This is a genomic window from Nocardia sp. NPDC058480, assembly GCF_042720495.1.
In the GTDB taxonomy this organism is placed as follows: domain Bacteria; phylum Actinomycetota; class Actinomycetes; order Mycobacteriales; family Mycobacteriaceae; genus Nocardia.
In genome coordinates this window covers 20,463-42,744 of sequence record NZ_JBHXMN010000007.1, presented here as the reverse complement: position 1 = coordinate 42,744, position 22,282 = coordinate 20,463, and the positions used below count along the sequence as shown (strand labels likewise).

General features: G+C 65.7%; 29 protein-coding genes and 1 tRNA gene. 12 read left to right on the top strand and 18 right to left on the bottom strand.

All coding sequences use genetic code 11. From position 1 onward, the window contains the following. Nucleotides 1-21 precede the first annotated feature (21 nt). Nucleotides 22-837, top strand: coding sequence for a serine hydrolase domain-containing protein (locus ACFWO8_RS18455; protein ID WP_378952212.1), 816 nt, complete (start codon nucleotides 22-24; stop codon nucleotides 835-837). Nucleotides 838-940: 103 nt separating this feature from the next. Next, a complete protein-coding gene (locus ACFWO8_RS18450) occupies nucleotides 941-1,477 on the top strand; it encodes a DUF3145 domain-containing protein (protein WP_378952209.1) in 537 nt (178 codons plus the stop codon). 4 nt (nucleotides 1,478-1,481) lie between these two features. Here ACFWO8_RS18450 and ACFWO8_RS18445 read toward each other — a convergent pair whose 3' ends face one another. The 4 genes from ACFWO8_RS18445 to ACFWO8_RS18430 form a co-directional block, all read right to left on the bottom strand. Beyond that, entirely contained in the window at nucleotides 1,482-2,267 is a 786-nt protein-coding gene (locus ACFWO8_RS18445) for an ABC transporter permease (RefSeq protein WP_378952206.1), read from the bottom strand. After that, a complete protein-coding gene (locus ACFWO8_RS18440) occupies nucleotides 2,264-2,989 on the bottom strand; it encodes an ABC transporter ATP-binding protein (RefSeq protein WP_378952203.1) in 726 nt (241 codons plus the stop codon). Before ACFWO8_RS18440 ends, ACFWO8_RS18445 begins: the two co-directional genes overlap by 4 nt. Before the next feature lie 13 nt (nucleotides 2,990-3,002). Beyond that, nucleotides 3,003-3,470: a hypothetical protein gene (locus ACFWO8_RS18435; RefSeq protein ID WP_378952198.1), complete on the bottom strand. Its 468-nt coding sequence runs from the start codon at nucleotides 3,468-3,470 to the stop codon at nucleotides 3,003-3,005. Between the two features lie 180 nt (nucleotides 3,471-3,650). After that, nucleotides 3,651-4,313 (bottom strand): transcriptional regulator, encoded by a 663-nt coding sequence (locus tag ACFWO8_RS18430; protein ID WP_378952195.1) that lies wholly within the window; start codon nucleotides 4,311-4,313, stop codon nucleotides 3,651-3,653. 122 nt (nucleotides 4,314-4,435) lie between these two features. Between ACFWO8_RS18430 and ACFWO8_RS18425 the strand changes: the two genes are divergently transcribed. From ACFWO8_RS18425 to ACFWO8_RS18415, 3 genes are all read left to right on the top strand, one after another. Next, complete coding sequence (locus ACFWO8_RS18425; protein WP_378952192.1) at nucleotides 4,436-5,230, top strand: methyltransferase domain-containing protein; 795 nt, start codon at nucleotides 4,436-4,438, stop codon at nucleotides 5,228-5,230. Next, a complete protein-coding gene (locus ACFWO8_RS18420) occupies nucleotides 5,227-5,577 on the top strand; it encodes a cupin domain-containing protein (RefSeq protein ID WP_378952189.1) in 351 nt (116 codons plus the stop codon). The genes ACFWO8_RS18425 and ACFWO8_RS18420 overlap by 4 nt, the downstream gene beginning before the upstream one ends. Before the next feature lie 99 nt (nucleotides 5,578-5,676). Next, the gene (locus ACFWO8_RS18415; RefSeq protein ID WP_378952186.1) at nucleotides 5,677-6,315 is read left to right on the top strand and encodes a TetR/AcrR family transcriptional regulator; all 639 of its coding nucleotides are present in this window, start codon (nucleotides 5,677-5,679) and stop codon (nucleotides 6,313-6,315) included. An 84-nt stretch (nucleotides 6,316-6,399) separates the two neighbouring features. Here the strand turns inward: ACFWO8_RS18415 and ACFWO8_RS18410 are convergent, their stop codons facing one another. After that, nucleotides 6,400-7,290, bottom strand: a complete 891-nt coding sequence (locus ACFWO8_RS18410; protein WP_378952183.1) for a ribonuclease Z — start codon at nucleotides 7,288-7,290, stop codon at nucleotides 6,400-6,402. A 152-nt stretch (nucleotides 7,291-7,442) separates the two neighbouring features. Between ACFWO8_RS18410 and ACFWO8_RS18405 the strand changes: the two genes are divergently transcribed. Next, the gene (locus ACFWO8_RS18405) at nucleotides 7,443-8,204 is read left to right on the top strand and encodes a class I SAM-dependent methyltransferase (RefSeq protein WP_378952180.1); all 762 of its coding nucleotides are present in this window, start codon (nucleotides 7,443-7,445) and stop codon (nucleotides 8,202-8,204) included. A 38-nt stretch (nucleotides 8,205-8,242) separates the two neighbouring features. Here ACFWO8_RS18405 and ACFWO8_RS18400 read toward each other — a convergent pair whose 3' ends face one another. The 5 genes from ACFWO8_RS18400 to ACFWO8_RS18380 form a co-directional block, all read right to left on the bottom strand. Beyond that, on the bottom strand, nucleotides 8,243-9,289 hold the full coding sequence (locus ACFWO8_RS18400; RefSeq protein ID WP_378952177.1) for a protein kinase family protein: 1,047 nt from the start codon (nucleotides 9,287-9,289) through the stop codon (nucleotides 8,243-8,245). Between the two features lie 74 nt (nucleotides 9,290-9,363). Beyond that, nucleotides 9,364-10,977, bottom strand: a complete 1,614-nt coding sequence (locus ACFWO8_RS18395) for an ATP-binding cassette domain-containing protein (protein ID WP_378952936.1) — start codon at nucleotides 10,975-10,977, stop codon at nucleotides 9,364-9,366. A 160-nt stretch (nucleotides 10,978-11,137) separates the two neighbouring features. Then, complete coding sequence (locus ACFWO8_RS18390) at nucleotides 11,138-11,437, bottom strand: hypothetical protein (RefSeq protein ID WP_378952174.1); 300 nt, start codon at nucleotides 11,435-11,437, stop codon at nucleotides 11,138-11,140. 106 nt (nucleotides 11,438-11,543) lie between these two features. Next, on the bottom strand, nucleotides 11,544-11,834 hold the full coding sequence (locus tag ACFWO8_RS18385) for a hypothetical protein (RefSeq protein ID WP_378952171.1): 291 nt from the start codon (nucleotides 11,832-11,834) through the stop codon (nucleotides 11,544-11,546). Next, complete coding sequence (locus tag ACFWO8_RS18380) at nucleotides 11,831-12,181, bottom strand: YncE family protein (RefSeq protein ID WP_378952168.1); 351 nt, start codon at nucleotides 12,179-12,181, stop codon at nucleotides 11,831-11,833. The genes ACFWO8_RS18385 and ACFWO8_RS18380 overlap by 4 nt, the downstream gene beginning before the upstream one ends. 220 nt (nucleotides 12,182-12,401) lie before the next feature. Between ACFWO8_RS18380 and ACFWO8_RS18375 the strand changes: the two genes are divergently transcribed. Together ACFWO8_RS18375 and ACFWO8_RS18370 are read left to right on the top strand one after the other, a co-directional pair. After that, nucleotides 12,402-12,968: an RNA polymerase sigma factor gene (locus ACFWO8_RS18375; RefSeq protein WP_378952165.1), complete on the top strand. Its 567-nt coding sequence runs from the start codon at nucleotides 12,402-12,404 to the stop codon at nucleotides 12,966-12,968. Further along, the gene (locus tag ACFWO8_RS18370; RefSeq protein ID WP_378952162.1) at nucleotides 12,958-13,230 is read left to right on the top strand and encodes a hypothetical protein; all 273 of its coding nucleotides are present in this window, start codon (nucleotides 12,958-12,960) and stop codon (nucleotides 13,228-13,230) included. Before ACFWO8_RS18375 ends, ACFWO8_RS18370 begins: the two co-directional genes overlap by 11 nt. Nucleotides 13,231-13,275: 45 nt before the next feature. Here the strand turns inward: ACFWO8_RS18370 and ACFWO8_RS18365 are convergent, their stop codons facing one another. Further along, nucleotides 13,276-13,920: a GNAT family N-acetyltransferase gene (locus ACFWO8_RS18365; RefSeq protein ID WP_378952159.1), complete on the bottom strand. Its 645-nt coding sequence runs from the start codon at nucleotides 13,918-13,920 to the stop codon at nucleotides 13,276-13,278. Nucleotides 13,921-14,198: 278 nt separating this feature from the next. Between ACFWO8_RS18365 and ACFWO8_RS18360 the strand changes: the two genes are divergently transcribed. After that, nucleotides 14,199-14,888, top strand: coding sequence for an esterase/lipase family protein (locus ACFWO8_RS18360; protein ID WP_378952156.1), 690 nt, complete (start codon nucleotides 14,199-14,201; stop codon nucleotides 14,886-14,888). A 76-nt stretch (nucleotides 14,889-14,964) separates the two neighbouring features. Here the strand turns inward: ACFWO8_RS18360 and ACFWO8_RS18355 are convergent, their stop codons facing one another. Continuing rightward, complete coding sequence (locus tag ACFWO8_RS18355; RefSeq protein ID WP_378952153.1) at nucleotides 14,965-15,339, bottom strand: winged helix-turn-helix transcriptional regulator; 375 nt, start codon at nucleotides 15,337-15,339, stop codon at nucleotides 14,965-14,967. A 135-nt stretch (nucleotides 15,340-15,474) separates the two neighbouring features. Between ACFWO8_RS18355 and ACFWO8_RS18350 the strand changes: the two genes are divergently transcribed. Next, complete coding sequence (locus ACFWO8_RS18350; RefSeq protein ID WP_378952150.1) at nucleotides 15,475-16,146, top strand: FMN-dependent NADH-azoreductase; 672 nt, start codon at nucleotides 15,475-15,477, stop codon at nucleotides 16,144-16,146. 49 nt (nucleotides 16,147-16,195) lie between these two features. Here the strand turns inward: ACFWO8_RS18350 and ACFWO8_RS18345 are convergent, their stop codons facing one another. Both ACFWO8_RS18345 and ACFWO8_RS18340 read right to left on the bottom strand, forming a co-directional pair. Continuing rightward, nucleotides 16,196-17,398 carry a lipid-transfer protein gene (locus ACFWO8_RS18345; protein WP_378952147.1) on the bottom strand — a complete coding sequence of 401 codons (1,203 nt, stop codon included), beginning with the start codon at nucleotides 17,396-17,398 and terminating at the stop codon, nucleotides 16,196-16,198. Beyond that, nucleotides 17,391-17,837, bottom strand: coding sequence for a Zn-ribbon domain-containing OB-fold protein (locus ACFWO8_RS18340; protein WP_378952144.1), 447 nt, complete (start codon nucleotides 17,835-17,837; stop codon nucleotides 17,391-17,393). The genes ACFWO8_RS18345 and ACFWO8_RS18340 overlap by 8 nt, the downstream gene beginning before the upstream one ends. 119 nt (nucleotides 17,838-17,956) lie before the next feature. Here ACFWO8_RS18340 and ACFWO8_RS18335 point away from each other — a divergent pair, with 119 nt between their 5' ends. Together ACFWO8_RS18335 and ACFWO8_RS18330 are read left to right on the top strand one after the other, a co-directional pair. Then, the gene (locus ACFWO8_RS18335; protein ID WP_378952141.1) at nucleotides 17,957-18,697 is read left to right on the top strand and encodes a GTP-binding protein; all 741 of its coding nucleotides are present in this window, start codon (nucleotides 17,957-17,959) and stop codon (nucleotides 18,695-18,697) included. A gap of 178 nt (nucleotides 18,698-18,875) precedes the next feature. After that, the gene (locus tag ACFWO8_RS18330) at nucleotides 18,876-19,391 is read left to right on the top strand and encodes a hypothetical protein (RefSeq protein ID WP_378952138.1); all 516 of its coding nucleotides are present in this window, start codon (nucleotides 18,876-18,878) and stop codon (nucleotides 19,389-19,391) included. Between the two features lie 253 nt (nucleotides 19,392-19,644). Here ACFWO8_RS18330 and tnpB read toward each other — a convergent pair whose 3' ends face one another. The 4 genes from tnpB to ACFWO8_RS18310 all read right to left on the bottom strand — a co-directional run bounded on the left by tnpB (nucleotide 19,645) and on the right by ACFWO8_RS18310 (nucleotide 22,207). After that, nucleotides 19,645-21,075, bottom strand: a complete 1,431-nt coding sequence (tnpB, locus tag ACFWO8_RS18325; protein WP_378952135.1) for an IS607 family element RNA-guided endonuclease TnpB — start codon at nucleotides 21,073-21,075, stop codon at nucleotides 19,645-19,647. A 67-nt stretch (nucleotides 21,076-21,142) separates the two neighbouring features. Continuing rightward, nucleotides 21,143-21,214 (bottom strand) — tRNA-Val (locus tag ACFWO8_RS18320). Between the two features lie 32 nt (nucleotides 21,215-21,246). Next, the gene (locus ACFWO8_RS18315; RefSeq protein ID WP_056821170.1) at nucleotides 21,247-21,711 is read right to left on the bottom strand and encodes a peroxiredoxin; all 465 of its coding nucleotides are present in this window, start codon (nucleotides 21,709-21,711) and stop codon (nucleotides 21,247-21,249) included. A gap of 73 nt (nucleotides 21,712-21,784) precedes the next feature. Continuing rightward, nucleotides 21,785-22,207, bottom strand: a complete 423-nt coding sequence (locus tag ACFWO8_RS18310; RefSeq protein WP_266299004.1) for a DUF3052 domain-containing protein — start codon at nucleotides 22,205-22,207, stop codon at nucleotides 21,785-21,787. Nucleotides 22,208-22,282: the final 75 nt, after the last annotated feature.

The window sequence follows — 22,282 nt, the reverse complement described above, 5'->3', positions numbered from 1 at the left end:
CGCGTCTCGTACGCTGCCGATATGCGATCGTTGCAGCAGGTTCAGCACTGGCCGGTCAAGAACGCCGCCGCAGCCGTGGTCACCGCCGACGGTGCGTCGACCATCGGCGATACCGAGCGGGTGTTCCGGCTCGCCTCGGTCACCAAACCGCTCGTCGCCTATGCCACGCTCGTGGCGCTCGAGGAAGGCGCGGTCGAACTCGACCAGCCGGCGGGTCCGCCCGGTTCGACCGTGCGGCATCTGCTCGCCCACACCTCCGGCGTCGCGTTCGCCACTGTCGAAGTTCTCGCCGCACCCGGCACCCGCCGCATCTACTCGAGCGCGGGCTTCGAACTGCTCGCCGATTTCCTCGCCGACCGGACCGGGATCGAATTTCCGCAGTATCTGAGCGAGGCGGTTTTCGAGCCGCTCGGCATGCGCACAGCGGTCCTCGATGGCTCCGCGGGCCATGCGTGCAGCGCCTCCCTCGCCGACCTCACGCTATTCGCCGCCGAGTTGCTGACGCCTCAATTGATATCTCGGCAAACCTTGGACGACGCGACCTCGGTGCAATTCCCCGACCGCAACGGAGTCCTCCCCGGATACGGCTCCCAGCGCCCCAACGACTGGGGATTGGGATTCGAAATCCGCGACGGGAAAACCCCGCACTGGACGGGAACAGCCAATTCCGGCCGCACCTACGGGCACTTCGGCCAGTCCGGCACGTTCCTCTGGGTAGACCCGGAAATCGAGGTGGCGACAATCGCGTTGAGCGACGAGAATTTCGGTGACTGGGCCAGAACAGCGTGGCCGAAATTCAGCGATTCCGTTATCGCAGAGACACATAACACGCAGTAAAGTAACACGCGCAACACCGCACACTTCAGTACACTCGTGCCACGCCAGACCACGACGGGCCGTTGGGGAAGACGTTCCTAGTCGAGGCTGGAGGTGTTGGTAAGTGCGCGCATCGAGTCAGTTCGCTGACGCGACGGCGGGTGTGGTTTACATCCACTCATCGCCCGCCGCGTTGTGCCCTCACGTGGAATGGGCGCTGTCCACCGCGCTCTCGTCGCCCGCGAAATTACGCTGGAACACCCAACCCACCGACGGGCAACTCCGCGCCAGCAGCGACTGGATCGGCCCGGTCGGCACCGCGGCCCGGATAGCCCAATCATTGCGCACCTGGCCGGTCCTGCGCTTCGAAGTCACCGAGGACCCGAGCGAAGGCGTCGACGGCGAACGCTACAGCTTCGTCCCCACCCTCGGTCTCTGGCACGGATCCACCGGTGCCAACGGCGACGTGATGCTGGGCGAAATGCGATTACGCGCCTTACTCCAAGCCGCCGAAGAACTCGACGTCCACGGAACCTTCGACCTCGCCACCGAACTCGACCGAGCACTGGGCGCGCCGTGGGACGAGGACCTCGAGGCATACCGGCAGGGGACCGACAGCGTCGGCGCGGAAGTCACCTGGCTGCGGCGAGATGTGGGCTGAGTGCCTACCACCGGCGACGATTCCGCTGCCCCGCCCCTAGAGCGATCACGAAGATCGCCACGGTGACCGCGAGGAAGTAGACGAGGGAACCGTTGCGGCCGAAGCGCGGCAGGAAGGCCAACTCCTGGCCGGTGGCGGCGACCGCGTTGAGAAACGGTGCGTACCCCTGCAGGGTGTACCCGTTGGGGAGCAGGCTGATCGAGTTCTCGCCCACATACACCCAGAACAGCAGTGCGGCGATCGCCGCGGGTGGGGTGCGGATCACCGATCCGATCGCGATCCCGATGCCGCAGGCGGCGAAGGCGTAGATCGGGACGGTCCACAGGAAACGCAGACCGGCCGGGTCGTCGATCCGCACCTGTCCGTAGACCTGGGGGAAGAACCTCGGCAGCACGGTCATGACCAGGGTGAGCAGCGCGAGGGTCGAGACCGCGGCGATGGCGCCGTAGAAGACCCATCGCGCCAGGGCGGCGATCCACGTCCGGGGGAACAGAAAAGCGTTGAGGTCGCGGATGTTTCCGCGCAGTTGGGTGGCGTGGGCGAAGGCCGCCGTCACCATCATGATGCCGGTCGCGAGCGTGATCACCCAGTAGACGGCGTTGGTGGTGCTGACCGAGGTCACCTGCACCTGCCCGGGGATGGCGGCGAATCGTTCTGCGACAGTGGCGATTCCGAAGGTGATCAGCAGTGGCAGGGCGATCGTCAGCGGAACGGCGACCGTCCACAGGAAGCTGCGTCCGCTGGTCCGGGTCCACTCGGCCGCGATACCGCGGGTGAGCTGGGTGGTCATCGCTGCGTTTCCTTCGCGAGTGCTGCCCCGGTGATGCTGAGATACGCGTCCTCGAGTCGGCCGCCGCCGTGATCGTCCACGAGCTGGGCCAGTGGTGCGTCCGCGAGGACCCGGCCTGCACCGAGAACGACGACACGATCGGCATTACGTTCGGCTTCGTCGAGCAGGTGGGAGGTGACCAGCACGCAAGTTCCGGCGTCGGCGAGCTCGCGCAGCAGCCCGCGCATCCAGTGGATCCCCGCGATATCGAGACCATTGAGTGGTTCGTCGAGCAGGATGGTCCGCGGCGACGACAGCAGGGCGGCAGCGATGCCGACCCGCTGGAGCATGCCGAGTGAATACTGCTCCAGCCTGCGGTCGGCGACCTCGGTCAGATCGGTGGTGTGCAGTACCTCGCCGACTCGGCTCGCGGGCAGACCACGGGCACGGGCGATCCAGCGCAGATGTCTGCGGGCGGTATGGCGGGGGTCGAAGGCCCGGTGATCGAGATGCATGCCGAGCCCCGCTGGGGTGGCACGACCGGATCGCACGGCGGTCCCGTCGACTTCGATGGTGCCGGTGGCGGGGCCGATGATTCCGCATATGCAGCGCAGCAGTGTGGATTTGCCGGTGCCGTTGAGCCCGAGCAGGTAGGTCACCGCCGCGTCGGGCACGGTCAACTCGGCGACCTCGAGCACCGTGACGTTCGCGTAGCGCACGGTGAGACCGCGAATTTCGATCATCGGTCCAGCACCGTCAGAAGTCGCAGGGGATCGGCAGGCCCACGGTCTTCACGCCGGCGCACAGCGAGTTGTTGGCCAATTTCCAGGTGCCGTCGATGCGTTTCCATGTCACCTTCATGGTGATGCTCGGGCGTCCGGCGGAGCTCGAGTGCAGGATCGCGGTGTGCTCGTTGCCGCTGTGGGTTTCGGGTCCGGTCACCTCGTTCCAGCCCAGCGGCGCGCGGAACAGGCCCAGGTTGTAGACGGTGCGCGGCACGACGACGGCGTTGGCGCCGCCTTCCAGGTTCACGGCCTTGGCCTCGTCGGATGCCGCTGTCTCAACCAGGAATCGGACCTGCTCGTTGAGTTCGGCCAGGCTGGGAACCTCGCTGGTGATCCGGAAGCCGCCGGGGTCGGCCGCCGTGGTCGGGGCGGTCACCAGGACCGTTGCGGCGATGGCGGCGAGCGCGCCTCCACTCCTGCGGATCGTGCTGCTCATCATTTATTCACTCCCTCGGGTGACCGGAGTTACACTCCAGATTCCTGGCAAAATCCCAGTTGATGGCAGTAAGTTAGCCTAGCCTTACGGCATCGGTCAAGATTCATTTAAATAAGGTCTGCCGCGGATCAGTGGGATCCGGGTCGAGCATCGGGAAGGGTGGTGAAAGTGGCAGCGCAGGGCTCAGCGCGCGAGCGGCGCCGTCTGTGTCGACCTGGTGCTCAGCCGCAGGGTGACACCGCAATCCCCAGTGGTGTCGGGTCGGACCTCGACCGCGAATTGCGAAGCCAGCGCGGGCGAATGCCGCTCGAGAATCCGCTCGATCATCCCCTGCTGGAGGCCGATCACGATCTCGGGCGCATCGCGCGCGATGCGCCGCAGCGGGCAGTTGCACATCTGGATCTCGTGGGTGCCGAAACTCGACACCGCCGAGGACACCTGGAAGCCGAGCCGGGTCAGCGTCGTGGTCACGACCGTGACCGGATCGGGCAGGTCGGTGGTCGGCTCACCGAGATCGGTCAGGGTGTCCGCCCACATCCGTCCTGCCGCAGTGGCTTTCGCGCGCCGGGCCTCGGTGGTGTCGCCCAGCTGTGCCAGCAGGGCGGCCAGCACCGGTGCGGTGGGATCCGTGCCGACCGCCACATAGCCCTTGCGTGGACGACCCACCGTCTCCGACGGCAGCCACGTGCCCTCCACCTGGCCCGCGTCGATCAATGCGTTCAGATGAAAGCGCGCCGTGGTGATGTGGATGCCGAGCGCCTGGCTGACGACCGGCGCGTCCAAGGGTTCGAGGGAATCACGCACCAGCGCGAACACCCTGTCCCGCTGCCGGGGTGTGCTGACCATCGGCGCTCCTCTCGCGCCATGACCGGCGCCGATCCGGTCCGGCGACGACCACCTGACGACATCACTTCTCGCTTGATTGTAGGACCGCCGCATCCCGCGGCCGAACCGACAGGAAGACGCCTGTGAACACACCACTGCCCTTCGACCACCGCGACTCCGCGCACATTCCCGGACACTGGCTGCTCGCCCGCCTCGGCAAGCGCGTGCTGCGCCCGGGCGGAATCGAGCTGACCGAACGCATGCTCGACGCCGCGCACCTGCCCGGTGCGGATGTGGTCGAACTGGCCCCCGGTCTCGGCAAGACGGCCACCGCCATCCTGGGCCGTGTCCCCGCCAGCTATCGCGGCGTCGAAGCGGACGCCGCCGCCGCTGCCCGCAGCGCCGAGGTGATCGGGACCGCCGGGACCGTCACCACCGGGGATGCCGCGGACACCGGTCTGGAGTCGAGCTCGGCCGACGCGGTCGTCGGCGAGGCGATGCTCACGATGCAAACCGACCCGCACAAGTCCGCGATCATCGCCGAGGCGTTCCGCGTGCTCCGGCCGGGCGGGCGCTACGCCATTCACGAACTGGCGCTGACCCCGGACGATCTCGACGACGGCATCAAGACCGAGATCCGCAAGGCGCTCGCCCGCTCCATCAAGGTCAACGCACGGCCACTCACCCGCGCGGAATGGACCGACCTGCTCACCGCGGGCGGATTCGAGATCGAGACAGTCACTTTCGCGCCGATGGCGCTGCTGCGACCACGCCGGGTGCTCGCTGACGAAGGCCTGCTCGGCACCGCGCGGATCGTCCGCAATGTGCTGCGCGACCGGTCGGCCCGGCAACGCGTGCTCGCCATGCGCGCCACCTTCAACACCCACCGGCGCGCACTCATCGCCATCGCCATCATCGCCAGGAAGCCGAGCGCATGACCACCGAGACCAGCACCCCCATCGCCACCGGCACCACCGCGTGGCAGCCCAAAGACGGCGACCTGCCCAACGCGCAGCGCATTCTGCACGGACCGGGAATAACCCTGGTACGCATCAGCTTCCGGCAGGGTCAGGTGCTCGATGAGCACCGCGCGCCCGGTCCGATCTTGATCAGCTGTGTGTCCGGCGTCATCGATCTGGATGTCACCTCCGGTGCGACGACGCAGGCGCACCGCCTCGAACCGGGGACCACGATCTACATCACCGGCGGTGATCCACACCGGCTCGTCGCCCGCGAGGACGCGGTTGTGCACGTCACGCTGCAACGCAACGTGTCGACCGAGTAGTTCGATACTCGGCGCGATCTCAGTCCGCGACCCGGTCCATCCGAAGGAACTCGGTGATGCGCAGGACCTTCGGTGGGCGGGCGACGTCCGCGGGATCGTATGCTGGATGCCGCGATTCGGGTCGCCGACCGTGAGGGAGTCGAAGCCATCACGATGCGGCGGGTCGCGCAGGAGTTGGGGGTGGAGGCGATGTCGCTCTACAACCATGTGCCGAACAAGGACGCGATACTCGACGGCGTTGTCGACGCGGTGTTCGCGGCGATCGAGTTGCCCGAGGCGGACTGTGCTGACTGGCGGGATGCGATCCGAGGCCGGGCCGGCTCGGCGCGTTCGGTTCTGGCGCAACACAGTTGGGCGCTCGGGCTGATGGATTCCCGTCGGAATCCGGGATCGGCGACACTTCGTCATCACGATGCGGTCCTGGGAGTTCTTCGGGAGGCCGGGTTTTCGCTGCCGATGGCCGCGCATGCGGTCTCGCTGATCGACAGCTATGTCGGCGGGTTCGTCCTGCAAGAAGCGAACCTGCCCGTGTCCGTGGCTGCGGACGTCGAGGATGTCGCGGGCGCGATCCTCGCGAACCTTCCGGCAGGCGAGTTGCCGTATCTCACCGAGATGATCGTCGGCCACGCCCTGCGACCCGGTTACGACTACTCGGGCGAGTTCGGTTTCGGTCTGGATCTGATCCTGGATGCACTCGAAGCGCGCCGAGGTCAGCCGACCCCGGCAAGACGGTCGTGACCTCGCTCGACGGCCTCGAGCCCGGCACCGCGATCACCGCACGCGGTGCTGCGTCAACACAGCCGCAGCGGCATGCGGCCCTCTTCAGCTGCCCGTGCGTCGCGCAGGCAGGGCGACACGGTCGAGATCGTGGGCGAGGACGGCGCCGGGAAAGGCTGCCTGTTCGGTGAACAGGTGATCGTCGCGCTCGGTGTATCGCTCCGAAAAATGGGTCAGAACAAGGGTTGTCACGCCGCAGGCGCGCGCTACCTCACCCGCCTGGCGGGCGGTGAGGTGGCCGCGTTCGTGCGCCTGATCTGTCTCGGAGTCGAGGAAGGTGGATTCGATGATCAGCATGTCGACGTCGGCCGCGAGCTCGAAGACGTTGTCGCACAGGCGAGTATCCATGACGAAAGCCACCTTCTGGCCCGGTCGCGGTGCTGAGCATTCCTCGAGCAGTGGCCCCGACAGCTCACGGATCGCGGCGCCGGAGATGCCGTGCTCGCGGAGTTTCTCGGGCAGAAACGTTCGGCTGTCCGGTTCGGCGAGGCGGTAGCCGTAGGTGGGGATGCTGTGGGCCAGGGGAAGTGCGGTGAGGGTGAAACCGTGGCCCTGCAGCGTTTCACCGGGGCCACTCACCGGGTGCTCGACCAGGCCGGGCGAGCCGTAATAGCTCGTCGCGTACCTCAGTCGTTCCCAGTACTCGGCACCCGCTGCGGGGTAGACGGCGTGTACGTCATGGGGCACCCCGTCGCGACCGAGCCGCTGCACGATGCCGGGAACGCCCAGCGAGTGGTCGCCGTGGAAATGGGTGATACACAGCCAATTCAGTTCGGTCGCGGATGCGCCCGCATGTGCCATCTGGCGCTGGGTGCCCTCGCCGGGATCGAACAGCACGCCCTGCCCGTCCCAGCGCAGGAGGTAGCCGTTGTGGTTGCGGCGGCGGGTGGGCACAGCTCCGGCTGTGCCGAGGACGACGAGTTCTCGTGTCGACATCGACCCATCCTGGCGGGTCGCCGCGTCGGTGTCACGTGGATAGGAACGCGGCCGCGATGGCGGGGTGCGCGAACGCGGGGGATGGTGAGATGGACCGAGTGCGTGCCGCCCGCCGAGGCTCGCACCGAAGACACAGCTTCCGGAGGACGACAATGGATCTGTTCGACTACGACGCCGAACTACGTCTGCACAACGTGCACTTTTTCGCCGCCGCGCGATTCGGTAATGCTGATCGTGTGCTCGACATCGGTTGTGGCACAGGGCAGACCACGCGGGAAGCGGCCCGTGTGGCCGTCGACGGGAGTGCGGTCGGGGTCGATATCTCGGCGGTGATGCTCGAACAAGCGCGTCGGATCAGCGACGACGAAGGGCCGTCGAATATCGGTTTCGAGCTGGCAGACGCACAGGTAAAGCCTTTCTCGCCAGCGTATTTCGACCTGTGTATCAGCAGGTTCGGTGTGATGTTCTTCGCCGATCCGGTCGCGGCGTTCACCAACATCGCGCATGCACTGCGTCCAGGGGGTCGTCTCGCGTGGCTGGTCTGGCAAGGCCATGACCGCAACGAGTGGGCATCGGTGTTCAGCGACGTCCTCGCCGCCGCGATAGCCACGCCCGGTCGCGGGCCGTTCTCACTCGCCGACCCGACGGCCACCGAATCCATGTTGGCGACAGCGGGTTTCACCGACATCGGCTTCACCGAGATCGACGAGCCCGTGTACTACGGCCCCGACAGTGCGGCCGCCTACGACAACCTGCTGCGCCTGACGGGGTTCACCGCCTTCCTCGCCGACCTCGAGCCCGTCAAAGCCGAGCGAGCCCGTGCGCGGCTGCGCGAGACCCTGTCCGACCATCAGACCGACAGCGGCGTGTACTTCGACTCCCGCGCTTGGCTCATCACCGCTCGGCGTCGGTGAGTCGCGCGCAGGCCCGGTTCGCGCGAATGCCCGGTTGATCAGGCTGAGCTGTTGATTCGGAGGATGCGGTCGAGCTCCTCCCGTGGGTACAGGGTTTGCCTGCTCTGGTGTTGGAGTCGATGGAAGAAGTCCGCCATGACCACGGAGAGCGGGGCATCGCGAGCGATGATCGATGCGGGTATCTCGGGGATTCCGGTGGGGCGCTCGTCTCGGGCGTACGCGGCTATTCGTTCGGTGCGGTCGTCGCCGCCATACAGGGCGGTGACCAGCCATCGGGTCCGATAGGAGACCGTGTAGCAGTGGTCGTAGGCGCGGTGCCGGTCGTAGAAGTCGATCTCCTGTCGCGACAGGTCGAATCGGGTGGAGATCGCCAGGCCGAAATCGGCGAAATAGAGCCGCCGTCCATCGGTGAGGATGTTCTCGAAGTGGGAGTCGAAGTGCAGCAAGCCTCGGCTGTTCATGAACGCGATCCCAGCGGGCAGTTCGCGTTCGACGATGGCGCAGGCGCGGTCGGTGGCCTCGGCGCCGGCGTCGATCTGCGCGCCCAGCCATTGATGCAAGTTCTGCGGAATGTATTCCAGGAACAGCGCGATGCTCGCGGAGGACTGCCGGTGAGCGTCGAGCCGGCGGCGCACCGCCGATTCACCACCCCAGTACGCCACGACTCGCTCGACATCGGCCAGTTCGTCGGGCAGGGGCGTCGAGTCCGGCAGGATCCGCCAGTGGTGCATCACGGGGAACCCGTCGAACTCGTCCGCCAGCACCCAGCCCGTCGTCATGGCGTGGACGGCGAGTTCTCGCCAGGCGCCGAAGCTGGGCCCGCCGATGCCGTAGTGGCAGATCATCGGCAGCCCGAACAGATTCGCCGTGGACCGGACGTGCTCCGGCTGCCGCTCCCAATCGGTCAGCGGCACCCGCTTGACGAAGACCGGAACCCCACAGACCTCCAGCAAAGCCGATTTCCCACCGATCCCGGACCCCAGCGGCACTGCGGCATCGACGAGTTCGCTCAGTTCGGCATCACTGTGCAGCGCAAGGGAAGCAGAGACGGCACCGTGAGCCGCCATCCGCGCCCCGCGCGACATCTCAGAACTCTGCTTGCGCAACTGTCGTCCTCCCGAAGGGTGCTGGTATCTCATTGTCGCCGTCGGTGGCGGCTTCAGGTGAGTGGAAGGTGGGGCCAATGGGATAGGTCGGTGAGCATTCGGCGGTCGTGGGTGGCGACGACGATGGCGGCGGGGGTGGTCGAGAAGGCGGTGGTGAGTTCGTCGACCAGGGGTATGGACAGGTGGTTGGTCGGTTCGTCGCAGAGTAGGAGTTGGGGGCGGGCGGCTAGCTGGATGGCCAGGTGGAGGCGGCGTTGCTGGCCCTGCGACAGGCGGGCGACGGGGGTGTGGCGGGATCGTTGTTCGAGCAAGCCGGTGGCGGTGAGCGGAATCGGGTCGATGGTGTTGTGTAGTTGTAAGTTTCGGGTGTGCTGGTCGTAGAGGTCCTGGGCGGTCAGGTCGGGGTCCCAGGCGGGGACTTCTTGGCCGATCAGCGCGATGCGGGCAGACCCGTGGTGGCGGACGGTGCCGGTGGACGGCTCGAGCGCGCCCGCGAGTGCGGCGAGCAGGGTGGACTTGCCCGCGCCGTTGTGGCCGGTGATCAGGAGACGTTCGCCTGCTTCGAGAGACAGCGTCACGGGGGAGCCGAGGCGACCGGTCACCGTGATGTCGTCCGCGCTGAGGATGGGTGTGCCGGGGCGCACGCGCAACTCGGGAAAGCGCAGTCGCAGAGGAGGTTCGGGGACGGTGACGACATGAGCCTCGAGATCGGACTGTCGTCGCTTCAGGGCCTGTACGAGACCGGGTGACCGCGACTGGCGTTGATGCTTACCGTGTCCTTTGTCCGGTCGCCAGCCGGTGCTGAGACGGTCACGGGCACCGGCTACCGCTTCTTGCAGGCGCGCACGCTCGGTCCGTTGCTCCTCGTATTCGTGCTCCCATCGGTCGCGCGCGCGAGCCCGGCCCTCCTGCCAACCCGCGTAACCGCCTGCGAAGAGCTGAGCGCGACCGTCCTGGCTGGGATCGAGGTCGAGGAACTCCTCGGCGACATCACGCAGGAGCGCACGGTCGTGGCTGACGACCACCAGTCCGCCGGAATGGGCCCGCAGGCGAGCGGTCAGGAATTCGAGTCCGTCCCGGTCGAGGTGATTCGTCGGTTCGTCGAGCAGCAAGTTGTCCTGGGTGGACCCGAGCAGGCACGCCAACCGGACTCGGTAGCGTTGCCCGACGGACAGCGTCGCCAACGGGCGATCCCGGTCGGTGCAGGCGTGCAGCGCCGACAGCGCGATGTCGACGCGGCGTTCGGCATCCCAGGCGTCGAGCCGGGTGGCGGCGTCCAGGGCCGCCGCGTAGGCGTCGTCGGCCCCCGGTTGTCCGTCGGTGAGCGATCCGGTGGTGGTATCGAGGTCGCGCAGTGCGCGCAACGCCGGTTCGATCGTCTCGGCGACCAGGTCGCCCACGGTCTCACCCGCGCGAAAAGCTATGGCCTGCTGGGCAACACCCGCGGTGCCGACCCGGGTGACCGAGCCGCCATCCGGGATGAGCAGCCCAGCCAGCACATGCAACAACGTGGTTTTGCCACGCCCGTTCTCCCCGACGATGGCGAGCCGTGAACGGGCCGACACCGTGAGTGAGACGTCGCTGAGCACCGCTCGCGATCCGAGGGTGACCTGGATCGACGTCGCCCTGATGTGGGCGTGCGCGCCGGCCGGAAGATGGGTGGACATGCCGGATCGGCCGATATGAGAGATAGACACAGATTCTCCGCAGCTCGAGGAAGGAGCCGGGACAGCACAAATGACCGCCCGGCATGAATACCCGGGACAGCGGCGTCAGAAAATAGAGGGAATGCGGGTCGCCGCCGTCAGCGGAGCGACCAGGGCTTCATCATCGCGGTGCCTGTGTGCATGATTCGAACGATACCGAGATGCGCGTCGGTTGCCAACGAGATTTCGGGCACGGTGCGGTGGTGGCGAGCCGCGTGCGACATCGTGCCGCGGTGTCGTCTTCGTGCCGAAGCCCTACTTGGATACCCGTCTCGTTGTTGTAGCGGTCCATCTTCTCGGCCGCGGTCGCGTAACGCCGCTTGTCCGGGTCGATCGACTCGGCGTCGGGATGCTTGTGATCGCGCTCGTGTGCTTCGCCGACACAACGCGCGAAGGTCTCGGTCCCCCACGATGTCATCATTGCCAGGAAGATGCAGTCGACCGGAAAGGCTGTGCAACACAACTTTTCGTTCGGGCCCGAATCCCCGGTGAACGTCATCGGCAAATCGCGGAACGATGCACGAATTTCAGCGGCACCAACGGCGTCCGTACTCGGCATCGAGTTCGGCGTAGACATTGGAACTCTTGATCGCGCCCTCACCGATCACTTGCCAGTGATCGGCAATTGTCGACATCATGCCGCCTGCACGTATCACGCCATCGGCGCACGCTTGCGCACACGCAGATTGGCTGAGACCTGCGACTACGTTGTCGATCTCGCGATCGTCCGACGTGCTGCCGATGCGAGTGTTCGCGTCGCTGAAGTTGCGGCCGAGTTCCAGGATGGTCTCCGGAGAAGCAATAAATCGGTCGCTCATTCCGGGCTGACCACCGTGACCGTGTCGGCGCCGCTGTTGGCGACATACGCAGTGCCCGAGGCGGGGTCGACCGCGATCGCGATCGGCTTCGCGCCGACATCGAACTGTTTTGTCACCTTGCCTGTGGCAAGGTCGACAACAGATATGCGATTGCCACCTCTCTCGGCCACGTACAGTGTCCGGCTGTCGACGGCGAGAGCGCCGACGAGGTGGTCGACGTCGATGTCGGCGGTCCGGGCATTCGGCGTGGCGTCGACACAGTGCACCCTGGTGTTGTCGTTGGACGATAGGTCGGAATATGTCGAGTAGCACGCGGCCGGTTCCTCGATGCGGACCGCGAGATCCATCGGTGACGTGTCGACAAATCTGGTTGGGTCGGGCGAACGTAGCGTGGGCAGATTTCGGGCGCGGGTGAATCCATCCGCATCGCAGGTGCCTCTTATGTGTGTCGCGACGGACGTCGGGACGGGACACGGAGGTTTGTTGTGGTCATCGGTATCGGTGTTGTCGTCGGCTTGGTGCTGCTCTGCACGTGCATGGTCGTGGTCAAGCGCAAACGAGCTGGGCGTGAGTGAGTCGCGCTGGCCCGATCAGCAGTTGATCGTCGCCGCGCAGGGTGGGGACGTGGATTCGATCGCGGCGTTGGTGGCGGGTTCGCATCCGCATATTCAGCGGTTCGCTCATTCCCTGTGTGCCACACCGGAAGACGCCGAAGATGCGGCGCAGGAGGCGCTGATCATCCTGTATCGCAAGATCGGGATGCTGCGGGCCTCCGGTGCGCTGGCGTCGTGGATGTTCCGGATCGTTCGCAACGAGTGCCTGCGTCGCGCGCGGACGAGTCTGTCGGTCCGAATCCCCGTGCAGGACAATATTTCTGCTGCTTCGGCCGAAGATGAGGTGCTGCAACGACTGGAAGCGAGCAGGGTGGCGGCCGCGGTCGCCGCGTTGCCCGCGGACCAGCGCAGCGTGTTGATCATGCGCGACATTCAGGGCTACAGCGGGCGGATGGTCGCCGATGCGCTCGGGCTCAGCACGGCGGCGATGAAATCGCGGCTGCACCGGGCGCGGGCGGCAGTTCAACACGCTCTACAGGCCGCACCTGGTGACGCTGCTGGAGGAAACGATGAGCGATGATTTCGCGAGTAAGTCCATGTTCGAGCACCTGGTGCGCGGCGGGGTGGGGTTCGCCGCGCTGGTCGGGTCGGTGGCGCTCATCCCGGTCGTCGGCCCGATCGGTCTGTTGTTGCTGCCCGTCGGTGTGGTCGCACTGCGCGGGTGTCCGACGTGCTGGGCGATCGGGCTGATGCAGACCTTGTCGAGGGGCCGACTCCAGCGCTCCTGCGAAGACGGCCAGTGCACAGTGACCGTCGGCGACACCCATCGAGTCGCTTCCTAGGTGCCTTCGAGCGGCCGATAATCCAGCCGGCCGCTCGAAGGCAGATCACGCGGAGCCGAGCAGGGGCAGACAGGGGATGAGTCCGTCGATCCTGACGGTTGTTCGCTGTCGGCTCTCCCATTTCGTGCGCGGGAGACGCACTCGGCGCATGACGGTGACCTTCTCCCGCACAGTGAGGCGCTGGATCCCGTCGGGTTCGTAGCCGAGCTTCTCGGAGACTCGGAACGAGGACGGGTTGTCAGCGAAGGCACCCGAGACCGCGTCGGTGGCCTGCAATCCTGCGAATGCGAGATGCAGGACCGCTGCACGCATTTCGGTGCCGATGCCTCGGCCTTGGTGTCGAAGGCCGATCCAGGAGCCGGTGTCGACCTCACGCAGGGTCGCGTAGTCGCGGGCGGCGATCGTCTGCTGGCCGACGATTCGGCCGTGCTCGAATACCGCGAGGTTCAGTGCCCAGTTGTCGGGCGCCCAGGTGCCGAGTTGGAGCCAGTGGTGCTGTACCACCGAGCGTGCTCGTTCGGGGGGAGCGAGATCTGTCCACGGGACGGAGAAGGGCATGCGTTCGGGGTCGTGGACGCCTTCTGCCGCGAGATCGGCCAGCGCGGCGAGCTCGTCACCGGAGGGCAGACGGAGTTCCAGACGGGGCGTGGTGAGCCGCAGTCCGTACAGGGGCCAGTGGTCGATGAGCATGAGTCATTCTGCGGCGCGGCCCGCACTCCGCTCACCCCATTTTTCACGGTGAGGTGGCGCGGGTGGTCGCGTGCGGCGGCGACGCTGTGGCCGATCAGGACCGCAAGCACTGTGCGGGTGGCGAGCGATACCCCCGCGCCTCACCACGGCCCATTCGTTGAGGTTTGTTAATCGAAAGGTGAATAACGAATACTTCAAATTTGAGGTGATCGGGATTCGCGCGTTGTTACGGTCGCTCTGCTCGTCCGGCGAGGACGGGCCGAACAAGGAGACCGGGCATGAACATCAGCTCGATGATGCGCCGAATCGGCATCACCGCAATCACTTTCGTCGCAATAGCGGCGGCCACCCTTACCTTCGCGCCGCATCGAGCGGCCGCCGCGCCGGAGCGAAATCCGATCCTGTTGGTGCACGGATGGCAAGGGGCGGACTGGAACTGGGACCTCATGGTTTCCCGTTTCGAAGATGCCGGCTACAGCGCCGCCCACTTGCGCACCTTCAGTTACGACACCGCTCAATCGAACAAGGTGATCGCCCAGGAAGTGAAAGCCGAGGCCGATGCGCTGCGGGTCGCCACCGGCGCCACCAAGATCGACATCATCAGCCACTCGATGGGCGGCGTCAACAGTCGCTGGTATCTGAAGTTCCTCGACGGCGCCCGTTATGTCGACGACTGGGTCTCCATCGGCGGACCTAACCACGGTACGGAAATCGCCTATGGCTGCTGGGACTATTCCTGCGAGGACATGCGACCCGGTTCGAGCTTGTTGGCGCAATTGAACAGCGGCGACGAAACCCCCGGCAGCGTGAAATACGGAACCTGGTGGTCGCCCTGTGACGAGATCATCAACCCGGATGACAGCGTCATCCTCAACGGTGCGGCCAACACCAAGACCGGCTGTATCGGCCACCTTTCCCTACTCGCCGCGAGCACGGTCTTCGCCCAGGTCCGAGACTTCGTCGCCTAGCGGCGTCGGCGAATGAGTACGGTCTCGATCCGCAGCGGTTGCCGCGGATCGAGACCGCTCGAACGTTCGCGCGTTGTTACGCAGTTCCCGACGGCGCCGCTAGGCCGACAACATCCGGCTGACGCAGCTGCTCCCGGTATTGCTCACCCCAGGTCTCCATCAGCGCGATGATCGGGACGAGACCGCGACCGAAGTCGGTCAGCTCGTACTCGACTCGGGGCGGAACCTCCGGATACACGGCGCGGGTGAGCACGCCGTCGCGCTCGAGTTCACGCAGCTGCGCTGTGAGCATTCGCTGGGTCACGTGCGGCATGGCGCGGCGCATCTCGTTGAACCGCGCCGTTCCCTCGCTCAGATGGAAGACGATCATGCCCTTCCACTTGCCGCCGATCACATCGAGGGTGACCTCGACCGGGCAGTCGAAATCGAGATCCTGCTTACGTGTCGCCATGCCACATCCTCGTCTCACCGGCAAAGGTATAAAAAAGGGTACCGAGTAACAGAAATGTGCGTTCTTCCGCGAATATTCCCTGTCGGGCAGGCTCGGTACCGCAAGGCAACCCAGCCCAGACAGGAGTACCTCCACATGGCCCAGCTACTTCAGCTCGATGCCAGCCCGCGCCGGTCGCGCTCACACACCCGCACGCTGGTCCGGGATTTCGTCGACCGTTGGAGCGAGGGTCGGCCCGGTGACACGGTGATCCGCCGCGACCTCGGCCACGAACCGCCGCCACACCTCACCGAGGACTGGATCGCCGCCGCCTTCACCACACCGGGGCAGCGCACCCCGCAGATGCGCGAGGTCCTGGCCTACAGCGACAATCTGGTGGACGAGCTGTTCGCCTCCGATGTGCTGGTGCTCGGCGTCCCCATGTACAACTTCGGGGTGCCGGCGATGCTGAAGGCCTACATCGACCAAATCGTCCGGGTCGGCCGCACCTTCGCCTTCGACCCCGAGGCCGCGGCACCGTACACACCACTCACCTCCGGCAAGCGTGCCTTCGTCATCGTCGGCACCGGCGACGCCGGCTACGAGGTCGGCGGTCCGCTGGCGAGCGCGAATCACGTCGAGCCGTACCTGCGCACGGCTCTGGGTTTCATCGGCATCGATGAGGTCGAGTTCGTCTACACAGGCAACGACGAATTCGGCGGCGAGCGGCTGCGGCGGTCACTCGAGGTCGCCCGGAATCGGGTGGCTGACCTGACGGCCGAGCGCGAAGCCACCGAAGTGCCGGAACCGTTGGTCAGTGTGCGGTGACTCCGAAACCCCGGACAGAGCCCGGGGTTTCGGTCAGCCGACCCTGGGTTCAGCGAGTGGCGATGATGGCCGATCCATGACCGAACAGGCCCTGATTCACCGCGATGCCCGCGCGGGCGTTGTCCACCTGGCGGCCGTCGGCCTGGCCGCGCAACTGCCAGGTGAGCTCGCAGATCTGCGAGATCGCCTGTGCGGGAATGGCTTCACCGAAGCAGGCAAGGCCGCCGCTGGGGTTCACCGGTACCCGTCCGCCCAATGTCGTTGCGCCACTGCGCAGCAGAGCCTCCGCCTCGCCCGTCTCACAGAGCCCGATGTCCTCGTACCAGTCCAGTTCCAGGGCGGTGGACAGGTCATAGACTTCGGCGAAGGACAGGTCGGCGGGACCGAGACCGGCCTCTTCGTAGGCGGCGTGCGCGATGGCCGACCGGAAGGTACGTGACGGGGGCTCGACGGCCACAGCGGAGTCCGTCGAGAAGTCCGGCAGATCGAGCACGGTTTTCGGGAACGTCGGCGTCACCGTCGACAGCGCCGAGATGCGAACCGGATCCGCGATGCCGTGGCGACGCGCGTAGTCCATCGACGTCAGCACCAGCGCCGCCCCGCCGTCGCTGGTCGCGCAGATGTCGAGCAGCCGCAACGGGTCCGACACGACCGCCGAGGCGGAGATCTCCTCGACCGAGACTTCCTTGCGGTAGCGGGCATTCGGGTTGTTCAGGCCGTGCCTGGAGTTCTTCACCTTGACCGCGGCGAAGTCGTCGAGGGTGGCGCCGTGCAATGCCATGCGGCGGCGGGCATAGAGCGCGAAATAGATGGGGTTGGTGGCACCGAGCAGATGGAAGCGCAACCAGTCCGGGTCGTCGCGGCGCTCGCCACCGACCGGCTGGAAGAAGCCCTTCGGGGTGGTATCCGCGCCGACCACCAGCGCCACCTCGCACAGCCCGGCCAGGATCTGGGCGCGCGCGTTGGCGATGGCCTGTGCGCCGGAGGCGCAGGCGGCGTAGCTGCTCGAGATCTGCGCACCCGACCAGCCGAGCGCCTGCGCGAAAGTCGCGCCGGAGACGAACCCGGGGTAGCCGTTGCGGATGGTGTCCGCGCCGGCGATGTAGCCGACATCGCGGTGGTCCAACCCGGCATCGGCCAGCGCCGCACGCGCGGCTACCAGGCCGTATTCGACGAAATTGCGCCCCCACTTGCCCCACGGGTGCATGCCGGCACCGAGGACGGCGATATCGCGATCATTGGTATCAGTCATTGACCGGCCTCCACATCCACACCGTGTGCTCTGCGTCCTCGTCTTCGTACAGCGTGCCGATGGTCAATTCGACCGGCATGCCAACGGCCAGGTCGTACACCGTGAGACCGCGCACGACCTGTCCGAGAATCACCATCTGCTCGACCTCGAGCTCCACCGCCGCGACGACATAGGGCACGAAGGGATCGGCCGAGACATAGGGCGCGGGCGGCTTGTATCGAGCGTCCGCGTACGACCAGATCCGGCCACGCGTGGAGAACAGGTACTCGACGAGCTCGGAGCCGTCATGGGTACCTGTGCATTGCGGATTGCGACAGGCGAGCGTGTTCTTCGGGAAGTACGGCGTGCCGCAATCGTTGCAGCGAGTTCCCTTGAGGCGTACCTGGCCGTCGTCCGCAGTGAACCAGTCAGCCACGGCGGGGCGTTGTTCTTTCTGCACGAGGCCGACGGTATAGGAACACGTTCTACTTTGGGGCGGAATTCCGTTCCGGCGCTGCTCGGGCGCAGGTACGGTGAGCGGATCGAGTAGGTCCTCGACGTCGACCTGGAGTACCCGCGATGGACACCAAAGCTATTGACCCGCAGTCGATCCGCAATGTCACGATCATCGGCGAACCCGAGGCGACGGCGCGAGTGGTCCACCGCCTGCGCCGATGTGTCGGCGACACGGAGAACACGGTCCGCTGGTCGACGGACGGTATCGAGCACACGATTCGCGTCGCCGAGCTATCGAGCGACGCACGCATCGCCGACCTGGAACGATCCATCCGGGTAGCCGACGGAGTAGTCGTGGTCGTGAACGCCGCCACGCACAGCACCCCGCGGCTCGAAACCATGCTGCGAGTCGCCGACGACCACCAGGTCGCCCGCCTGTGCCTGGTCAACGGGCTCGATCACCCCAGCGCCGACTTCGACCGCTGTGTTCGCACGATCGCCGAGACGCGCGGGGCAGCGCCGTTGGTATTACAGATCCCCGTAGGCACCGGCGCCGGCTTCGACGACGTCATCGACCTGGCCCCGATGGTGCTGCTCGAATCCATCGGAAGCCATGGGGAACCCGCCGAACGGTGGTACCGCGAACTCGTCGAGACCCTGACCGACCAAGACCCCGCGGATTCCCTCACCCTCCGAGACCTGCACAACCGCATCCGTCGCCACACTCGCAACGGTGACATCGTGCCCATCCTGTGCGGCACACCCCTCGCGAGCGACGACATCACGCCACTCCTGGACGCCATCGTCCGATACCTGCCATCCCCCTTGTACGTCTGCCAGCCAGAACACGCCCTCGACTACTGACTGCTGTGTTCGGGACATGAGCTGACGGACGTGACTCGGCCGGCGCGGCGGAGGTGTGGCTGACCGCCGCATCTGTCAAGACCCGTGACGCCCGAGCCGGCGAGAAGCGGCGGGTCGACCAAGCTATCCGTCACCAGATATTCATGCTGGTCAGCGCACAGTCGGGCAGGATGACCACGTGGCGCTGACGCAACAGTTCGCTCGGATTTCCGTCGAGCACCTGGCTCTCTGCCGGTCTTCGGCCGAAGAGGTCGACCGATTGTGCTCTTTCGACGGTGCACCTGCATCGGACTACCGAGACTTGGACTGGGCGGGGTCTCCATTGCTGCGCGTGCTTGAACTGGCAGGAGTCGACGCCGACTACCTGGATACGGTGCGGAACGCGCTCGCCGGGCGCGAAGAGCTCAATCCCAACTACCGCCGGCACCCGGACACGATACTGGCGCACCCGATCACCGTGACAGAGCTCTCCGAAGTTGCCCAGATATCGAAGACCCTGCTGGAGGTGGACTTTCAGAGAGCATTGGCAGCGCTTCCCGCCGACGCCGACCAGGCGCGTCAGGCGTTCGACGACCAGACATCAAGCCTGCTGTGCCATCCGGCTGAGTACCTGGCCCCGCACCTCTACACCCTACGAAGCTTCTACATCGAGGCTGCCCAACGTCGTATGGCAGTCGTGACTTGGTGGGATTGAACCCTGCGAAACTGGGATGCGGACCCACCAAAGTCCGCCCCGAACGGGCACCGACTCGGGGCGGGCCGGTCGCTCGTCAGCGTGATGCCCTGCCTCCGGATCGGCGGACATCACCGAACGCACACCTGCCTCGCCTGCTCCACGACCTTCTACTGGCCGCCGATTCATACCGATTGCGAGCACTAGCTCACCTGGTGGTGACGGATTCTGCCGAATCGCGACGGCGCGCAGAGGGGATCGAACCGTTGTCTCATCAGACAGCCGCCGCATTGCTACGTGGCGTTGACCTCGGGGGCCTACCCGTGGCAGTACCCATTGCCGACATGACGCCGGACTTACGCGGGTTTCCATCAGGCTTGTTTAGCGTCCCGACGCAACTCGCCGCGGACGTCCTGTCCTGCCGATGGACCAGCGAGGCCAGGTTTCTGGCCGCGTTGATATCGCGGTCCAGCTCAGCATGGCAATCTCCACATCGAAAGACGCGGTCGGACAGGCGCAGTTTGGTTTTCACTGCGCCGCATCCGCTGCATGTCTTCGAGCTGGGGTAGAACCGGTCGGCGACCATCAGCGAGGTTCCTCGCCAGCCCGCCTTGTAGGTGAGTTGGCGGCGTAGCTCTCCCCACACCGCACGCTGAATGCTGCGGCTAAGCCTTCGGTTTCGAATCATTCCTGCCACGTGTAGATCCTCGATGACTATGGATTCGCAGGCAGCGGTCAGCCGGGTAGTCAGCTGGTGAAGCTTGTCTTTCCGGGCATTCGTCAGCTGTTTGTGCACCCGCGCCATCTCTGCTCGGGTCTTCTCCCAACGTCGAGACGGTGTGCGGCTGATCCGCCTATCGGGACCGCACCGACGTGAGGCGCGACGTTGTAGCCGCCGAAGCTTTTTCGTGGCGCGCTCGACATCCGGTGGTGCGGCGACGAATCCGTTCTCATCGGTGATTCCCGGGATCGGCACCGACAGGATCGCCAAGTGCTTGATCCCGAGGTCGACACCTACAACGGGAATCCGTCGGCCGCGAGGCGCGGGCGGGAGTCCGGACAGCTCGACCGAGAACGAAACCTGCCAACGCTCGTTCCGGAAGCTGACGGTGGCAGAACGGATTCGTGCCACCCCCGCTCGGATGCGCCGTTCCAACGCCCGGGTCGACTCCCAAGTCCTGACCACACCGATCCTGGGGAGTTTGACATGTCGTCGGTCGGCGGCCACCAGACCGAACGCCCCGGTCGAGAATCGGCAAGACTGCCGACTCCGCTTGGATTTGAACTTGGGAAATCGACGAACCCGGTTCATGCCGGAATCCCGCCCGCCTGCCCAACGGCTCAACGCAGTGGCCAAGTTGGCCAGCCCGCTCGCGTAAGCCTCCTTCGAGTTCTCCGACCACCACGGAGCCGCTGCCGGTTTGGCTTCGTTCCATCGTTTGCGGAGTGCGTAGGCCGACCAGTTCACGTGCGGAGTCAGATCTGGCTCCGCGACACCGTACGAGCGCTCGGCGTCACGTTGCGCGAGGACGGCCCGAACCATCGCCAGACCCCAGTTGTAGGCGAACCGCTGTGCACCGCAATGTGACTGGAGCATGTCCTGCTGGGTGGGTGTGGGATCCAGCGCAAAAACATATGCGTGCACCACAGAGTCGGTCGACGCCGAGTGACTCGGAGTCTCAGGATTTGCATCGAGCGAGAGCATGATCCCCCGTCTTGCAGCTGCGGCGGTCACACCGAGAGACCCGATGGTGGACCTGTTCAAAAACCTGTGGGCGCAGTAGGGATCGAACCTACGACCGCTGGTGTGTAAAACCAGTGCTCTACCGCTGAGCTATACGCCCTGGCACCGCCGGGGAGTACCGGCGGTGTCGGGTTATGAATCTAGCGCGGCGAGGGCTTTCTCCCAAGCCGCCTGGTCACGGGCTTGTCCGGGGCCGTTCATCTCCGCGAAAGTGATGTAGCCGGACTTGTCGACGACGAAGGTTCCGCGGTTGGGGTAGCCGGATTTCTCGTTGAAGACGTCGTAGGACTGGGTGACGGCGCCGTGCGGCCAGAAGTCTGACAGCAGGGGGAACAGGTAGCCCTGTTCCGCGGCCCAGATCTTGTGGGTGGGTGGCGGGCCGACGGAGATCGCGATGATCTCGGCGTCGTCGTTCTGGAACTTGGGCAGCTCGTCGCGGACCTTGCACAGCTCGCCCTGGCAGATGCCGGTGAAGGCGAGCGGATAGAACACCAGCAGCACGTTCTTCTTGCCGCGATAATCCGACAGGGTGACGGGCTGGTTGTTCTGGTCCTTGAGCGTGAAATCCGGCGCGAGAGTGCCAACCTCTAGCGGCATACTATGAATCCTCCGTCGTGTCGGGTCCCAGCCGGGCTCGCGAGCCCAACTGAGACCCTAGCGAACGGCGGATTCAGCGCTGTTTCGATGGTGCCTTCGGCTGAACGAGCCGTGAGGCCGTCCAACTGCCGAGGCTGATGGTCGATGTCTGGGTCAGGCCGGCCGTGGGTGCGGCTTCGGCGATCTCGCTCGGATCGACATGGCCTGATTGGCCGGTTTTGGGGGTGAGGACCCAGATGAAGCCTTCATCGGCCAGCGGGCTGATGGCATCCATCAGCTCGTCGGCCAGATCGCCGTCACCTTCTCGCCACCAGAGCAGGACGGCGTCGACGACCTCATCGGAGTCTTCGTCGACCATTTCGCCGCCGCTGACCTCCTCGATCTCGGCGCGCAATGCGTCGTCGGTGTCCTCGTCCCAGCCCAATTCCTGAACAACCAAGCCGTGAGAAATGCCAAGCTTCTGAGCGTAGTTCTGCGCGTCCGCCGCGGCGACCACGGTGGTGTCCTCCCTAAACTTCCGACAGTAAGATAGGTGCAAGCGAACATGGTTATCGGCCGCAGCGCAAGCTGA

Excerpts from the sequence above, each read along its gene's own strand:
- ACFWO8_RS18455 (WP_378952212.1), top strand. The coding sequence starts at position 22 with ATGCGATCGTTGCAGCAGGTTCAGCACTGGCCGGTCAAGAACGCCGCC.
- ACFWO8_RS18445 (WP_378952206.1), bottom strand. The coding sequence starts at position 2,267 with ATGACCACCCAGCTCACCCGCGGTATCGCGGCCGAGTGGACCCGGACC.
- ACFWO8_RS18440 (WP_378952203.1), bottom strand. The coding sequence starts at position 2,989 with ATGATCGAAATTCGCGGTCTCACCGTGCGCTACGCGAACGTCACGGTG.
- ACFWO8_RS18435 (WP_378952198.1), bottom strand. The coding sequence starts at position 3,470 with ATGATGAGCAGCACGATCCGCAGGAGTGGAGGCGCGCTCGCCGCCATC.
- ACFWO8_RS18430 (WP_378952195.1), bottom strand. The coding sequence starts at position 4,313 with ATGGTCAGCACACCCCGGCAGCGGGACAGGGTGTTCGCGCTGGTGCGT.
- ACFWO8_RS18420 (WP_378952189.1), top strand. The coding sequence starts at position 5,227 with ATGACCACCGAGACCAGCACCCCCATCGCCACCGGCACCACCGCGTGG.
- ACFWO8_RS18415 (WP_378952186.1), top strand. The coding sequence starts at position 5,677 with ATGCTGGATGCCGCGATTCGGGTCGCCGACCGTGAGGGAGTCGAAGCC.
- ACFWO8_RS18410 (WP_378952183.1), bottom strand. The coding sequence starts at position 7,290 with ATGTCGACACGAGAACTCGTCGTCCTCGGCACAGCCGGAGCTGTGCCC.
- ACFWO8_RS18405 (WP_378952180.1), top strand. The coding sequence starts at position 7,443 with ATGGATCTGTTCGACTACGACGCCGAACTACGTCTGCACAACGTGCAC.
- ACFWO8_RS18400 (WP_378952177.1), bottom strand. The coding sequence starts at position 9,289 with ATGTCGCGCGGGGCGCGGATGGCGGCTCACGGTGCCGTCTCTGCTTCC.
- ACFWO8_RS18395 (WP_378952936.1), bottom strand. The coding sequence starts at position 10,977 with ATGTCCACCCATCTTCCGGCCGGCGCGCACGCCCACATCAGGGCGACG.
- ACFWO8_RS18390 (WP_378952174.1), bottom strand. The coding sequence starts at position 11,437 with ATGATGACATCGTGGGGGACCGAGACCTTCGCGCGTTGTGTCGGCGAA.
- ACFWO8_RS18385 (WP_378952171.1), bottom strand. The coding sequence starts at position 11,834 with ATGAGCGACCGATTTATTGCTTCTCCGGAGACCATCCTGGAACTCGGC.
- ACFWO8_RS18380 (WP_378952168.1), bottom strand. The coding sequence starts at position 12,181 with ATGGATCTCGCGGTCCGCATCGAGGAACCGGCCGCGTGCTACTCGACA.
- ACFWO8_RS18370 (WP_378952162.1), top strand. The coding sequence starts at position 12,958 with ATGAGCGATGATTTCGCGAGTAAGTCCATGTTCGAGCACCTGGTGCGC.
- ACFWO8_RS18365 (WP_378952159.1), bottom strand. The coding sequence starts at position 13,920 with ATGCTCATCGACCACTGGCCCCTGTACGGACTGCGGCTCACCACGCCC.
- ACFWO8_RS18360 (WP_378952156.1), top strand. The coding sequence starts at position 14,199 with ATGAACATCAGCTCGATGATGCGCCGAATCGGCATCACCGCAATCACT.
- ACFWO8_RS18355 (WP_378952153.1), bottom strand. The coding sequence starts at position 15,339 with ATGGCGACACGTAAGCAGGATCTCGATTTCGACTGCCCGGTCGAGGTC.
- ACFWO8_RS18350 (WP_378952150.1), top strand. The coding sequence starts at position 15,475 with ATGGCCCAGCTACTTCAGCTCGATGCCAGCCCGCGCCGGTCGCGCTCA.
- ACFWO8_RS18345 (WP_378952147.1), bottom strand. The coding sequence starts at position 17,398 with ATGACTGATACCAATGATCGCGATATCGCCGTCCTCGGTGCCGGCATG.
- ACFWO8_RS18335 (WP_378952141.1), top strand. The coding sequence starts at position 17,957 with ATGGACACCAAAGCTATTGACCCGCAGTCGATCCGCAATGTCACGATC.
- tnpB (WP_378952135.1), bottom strand. The coding sequence starts at position 21,075 with ATGCTCTCGCTCGATGCAAATCCTGAGACTCCGAGTCACTCGGCGTCG.
- ACFWO8_RS18315 (WP_056821170.1), bottom strand. The coding sequence starts at position 21,711 with ATGCCGCTAGAGGTTGGCACTCTCGCGCCGGATTTCACGCTCAAGGAC.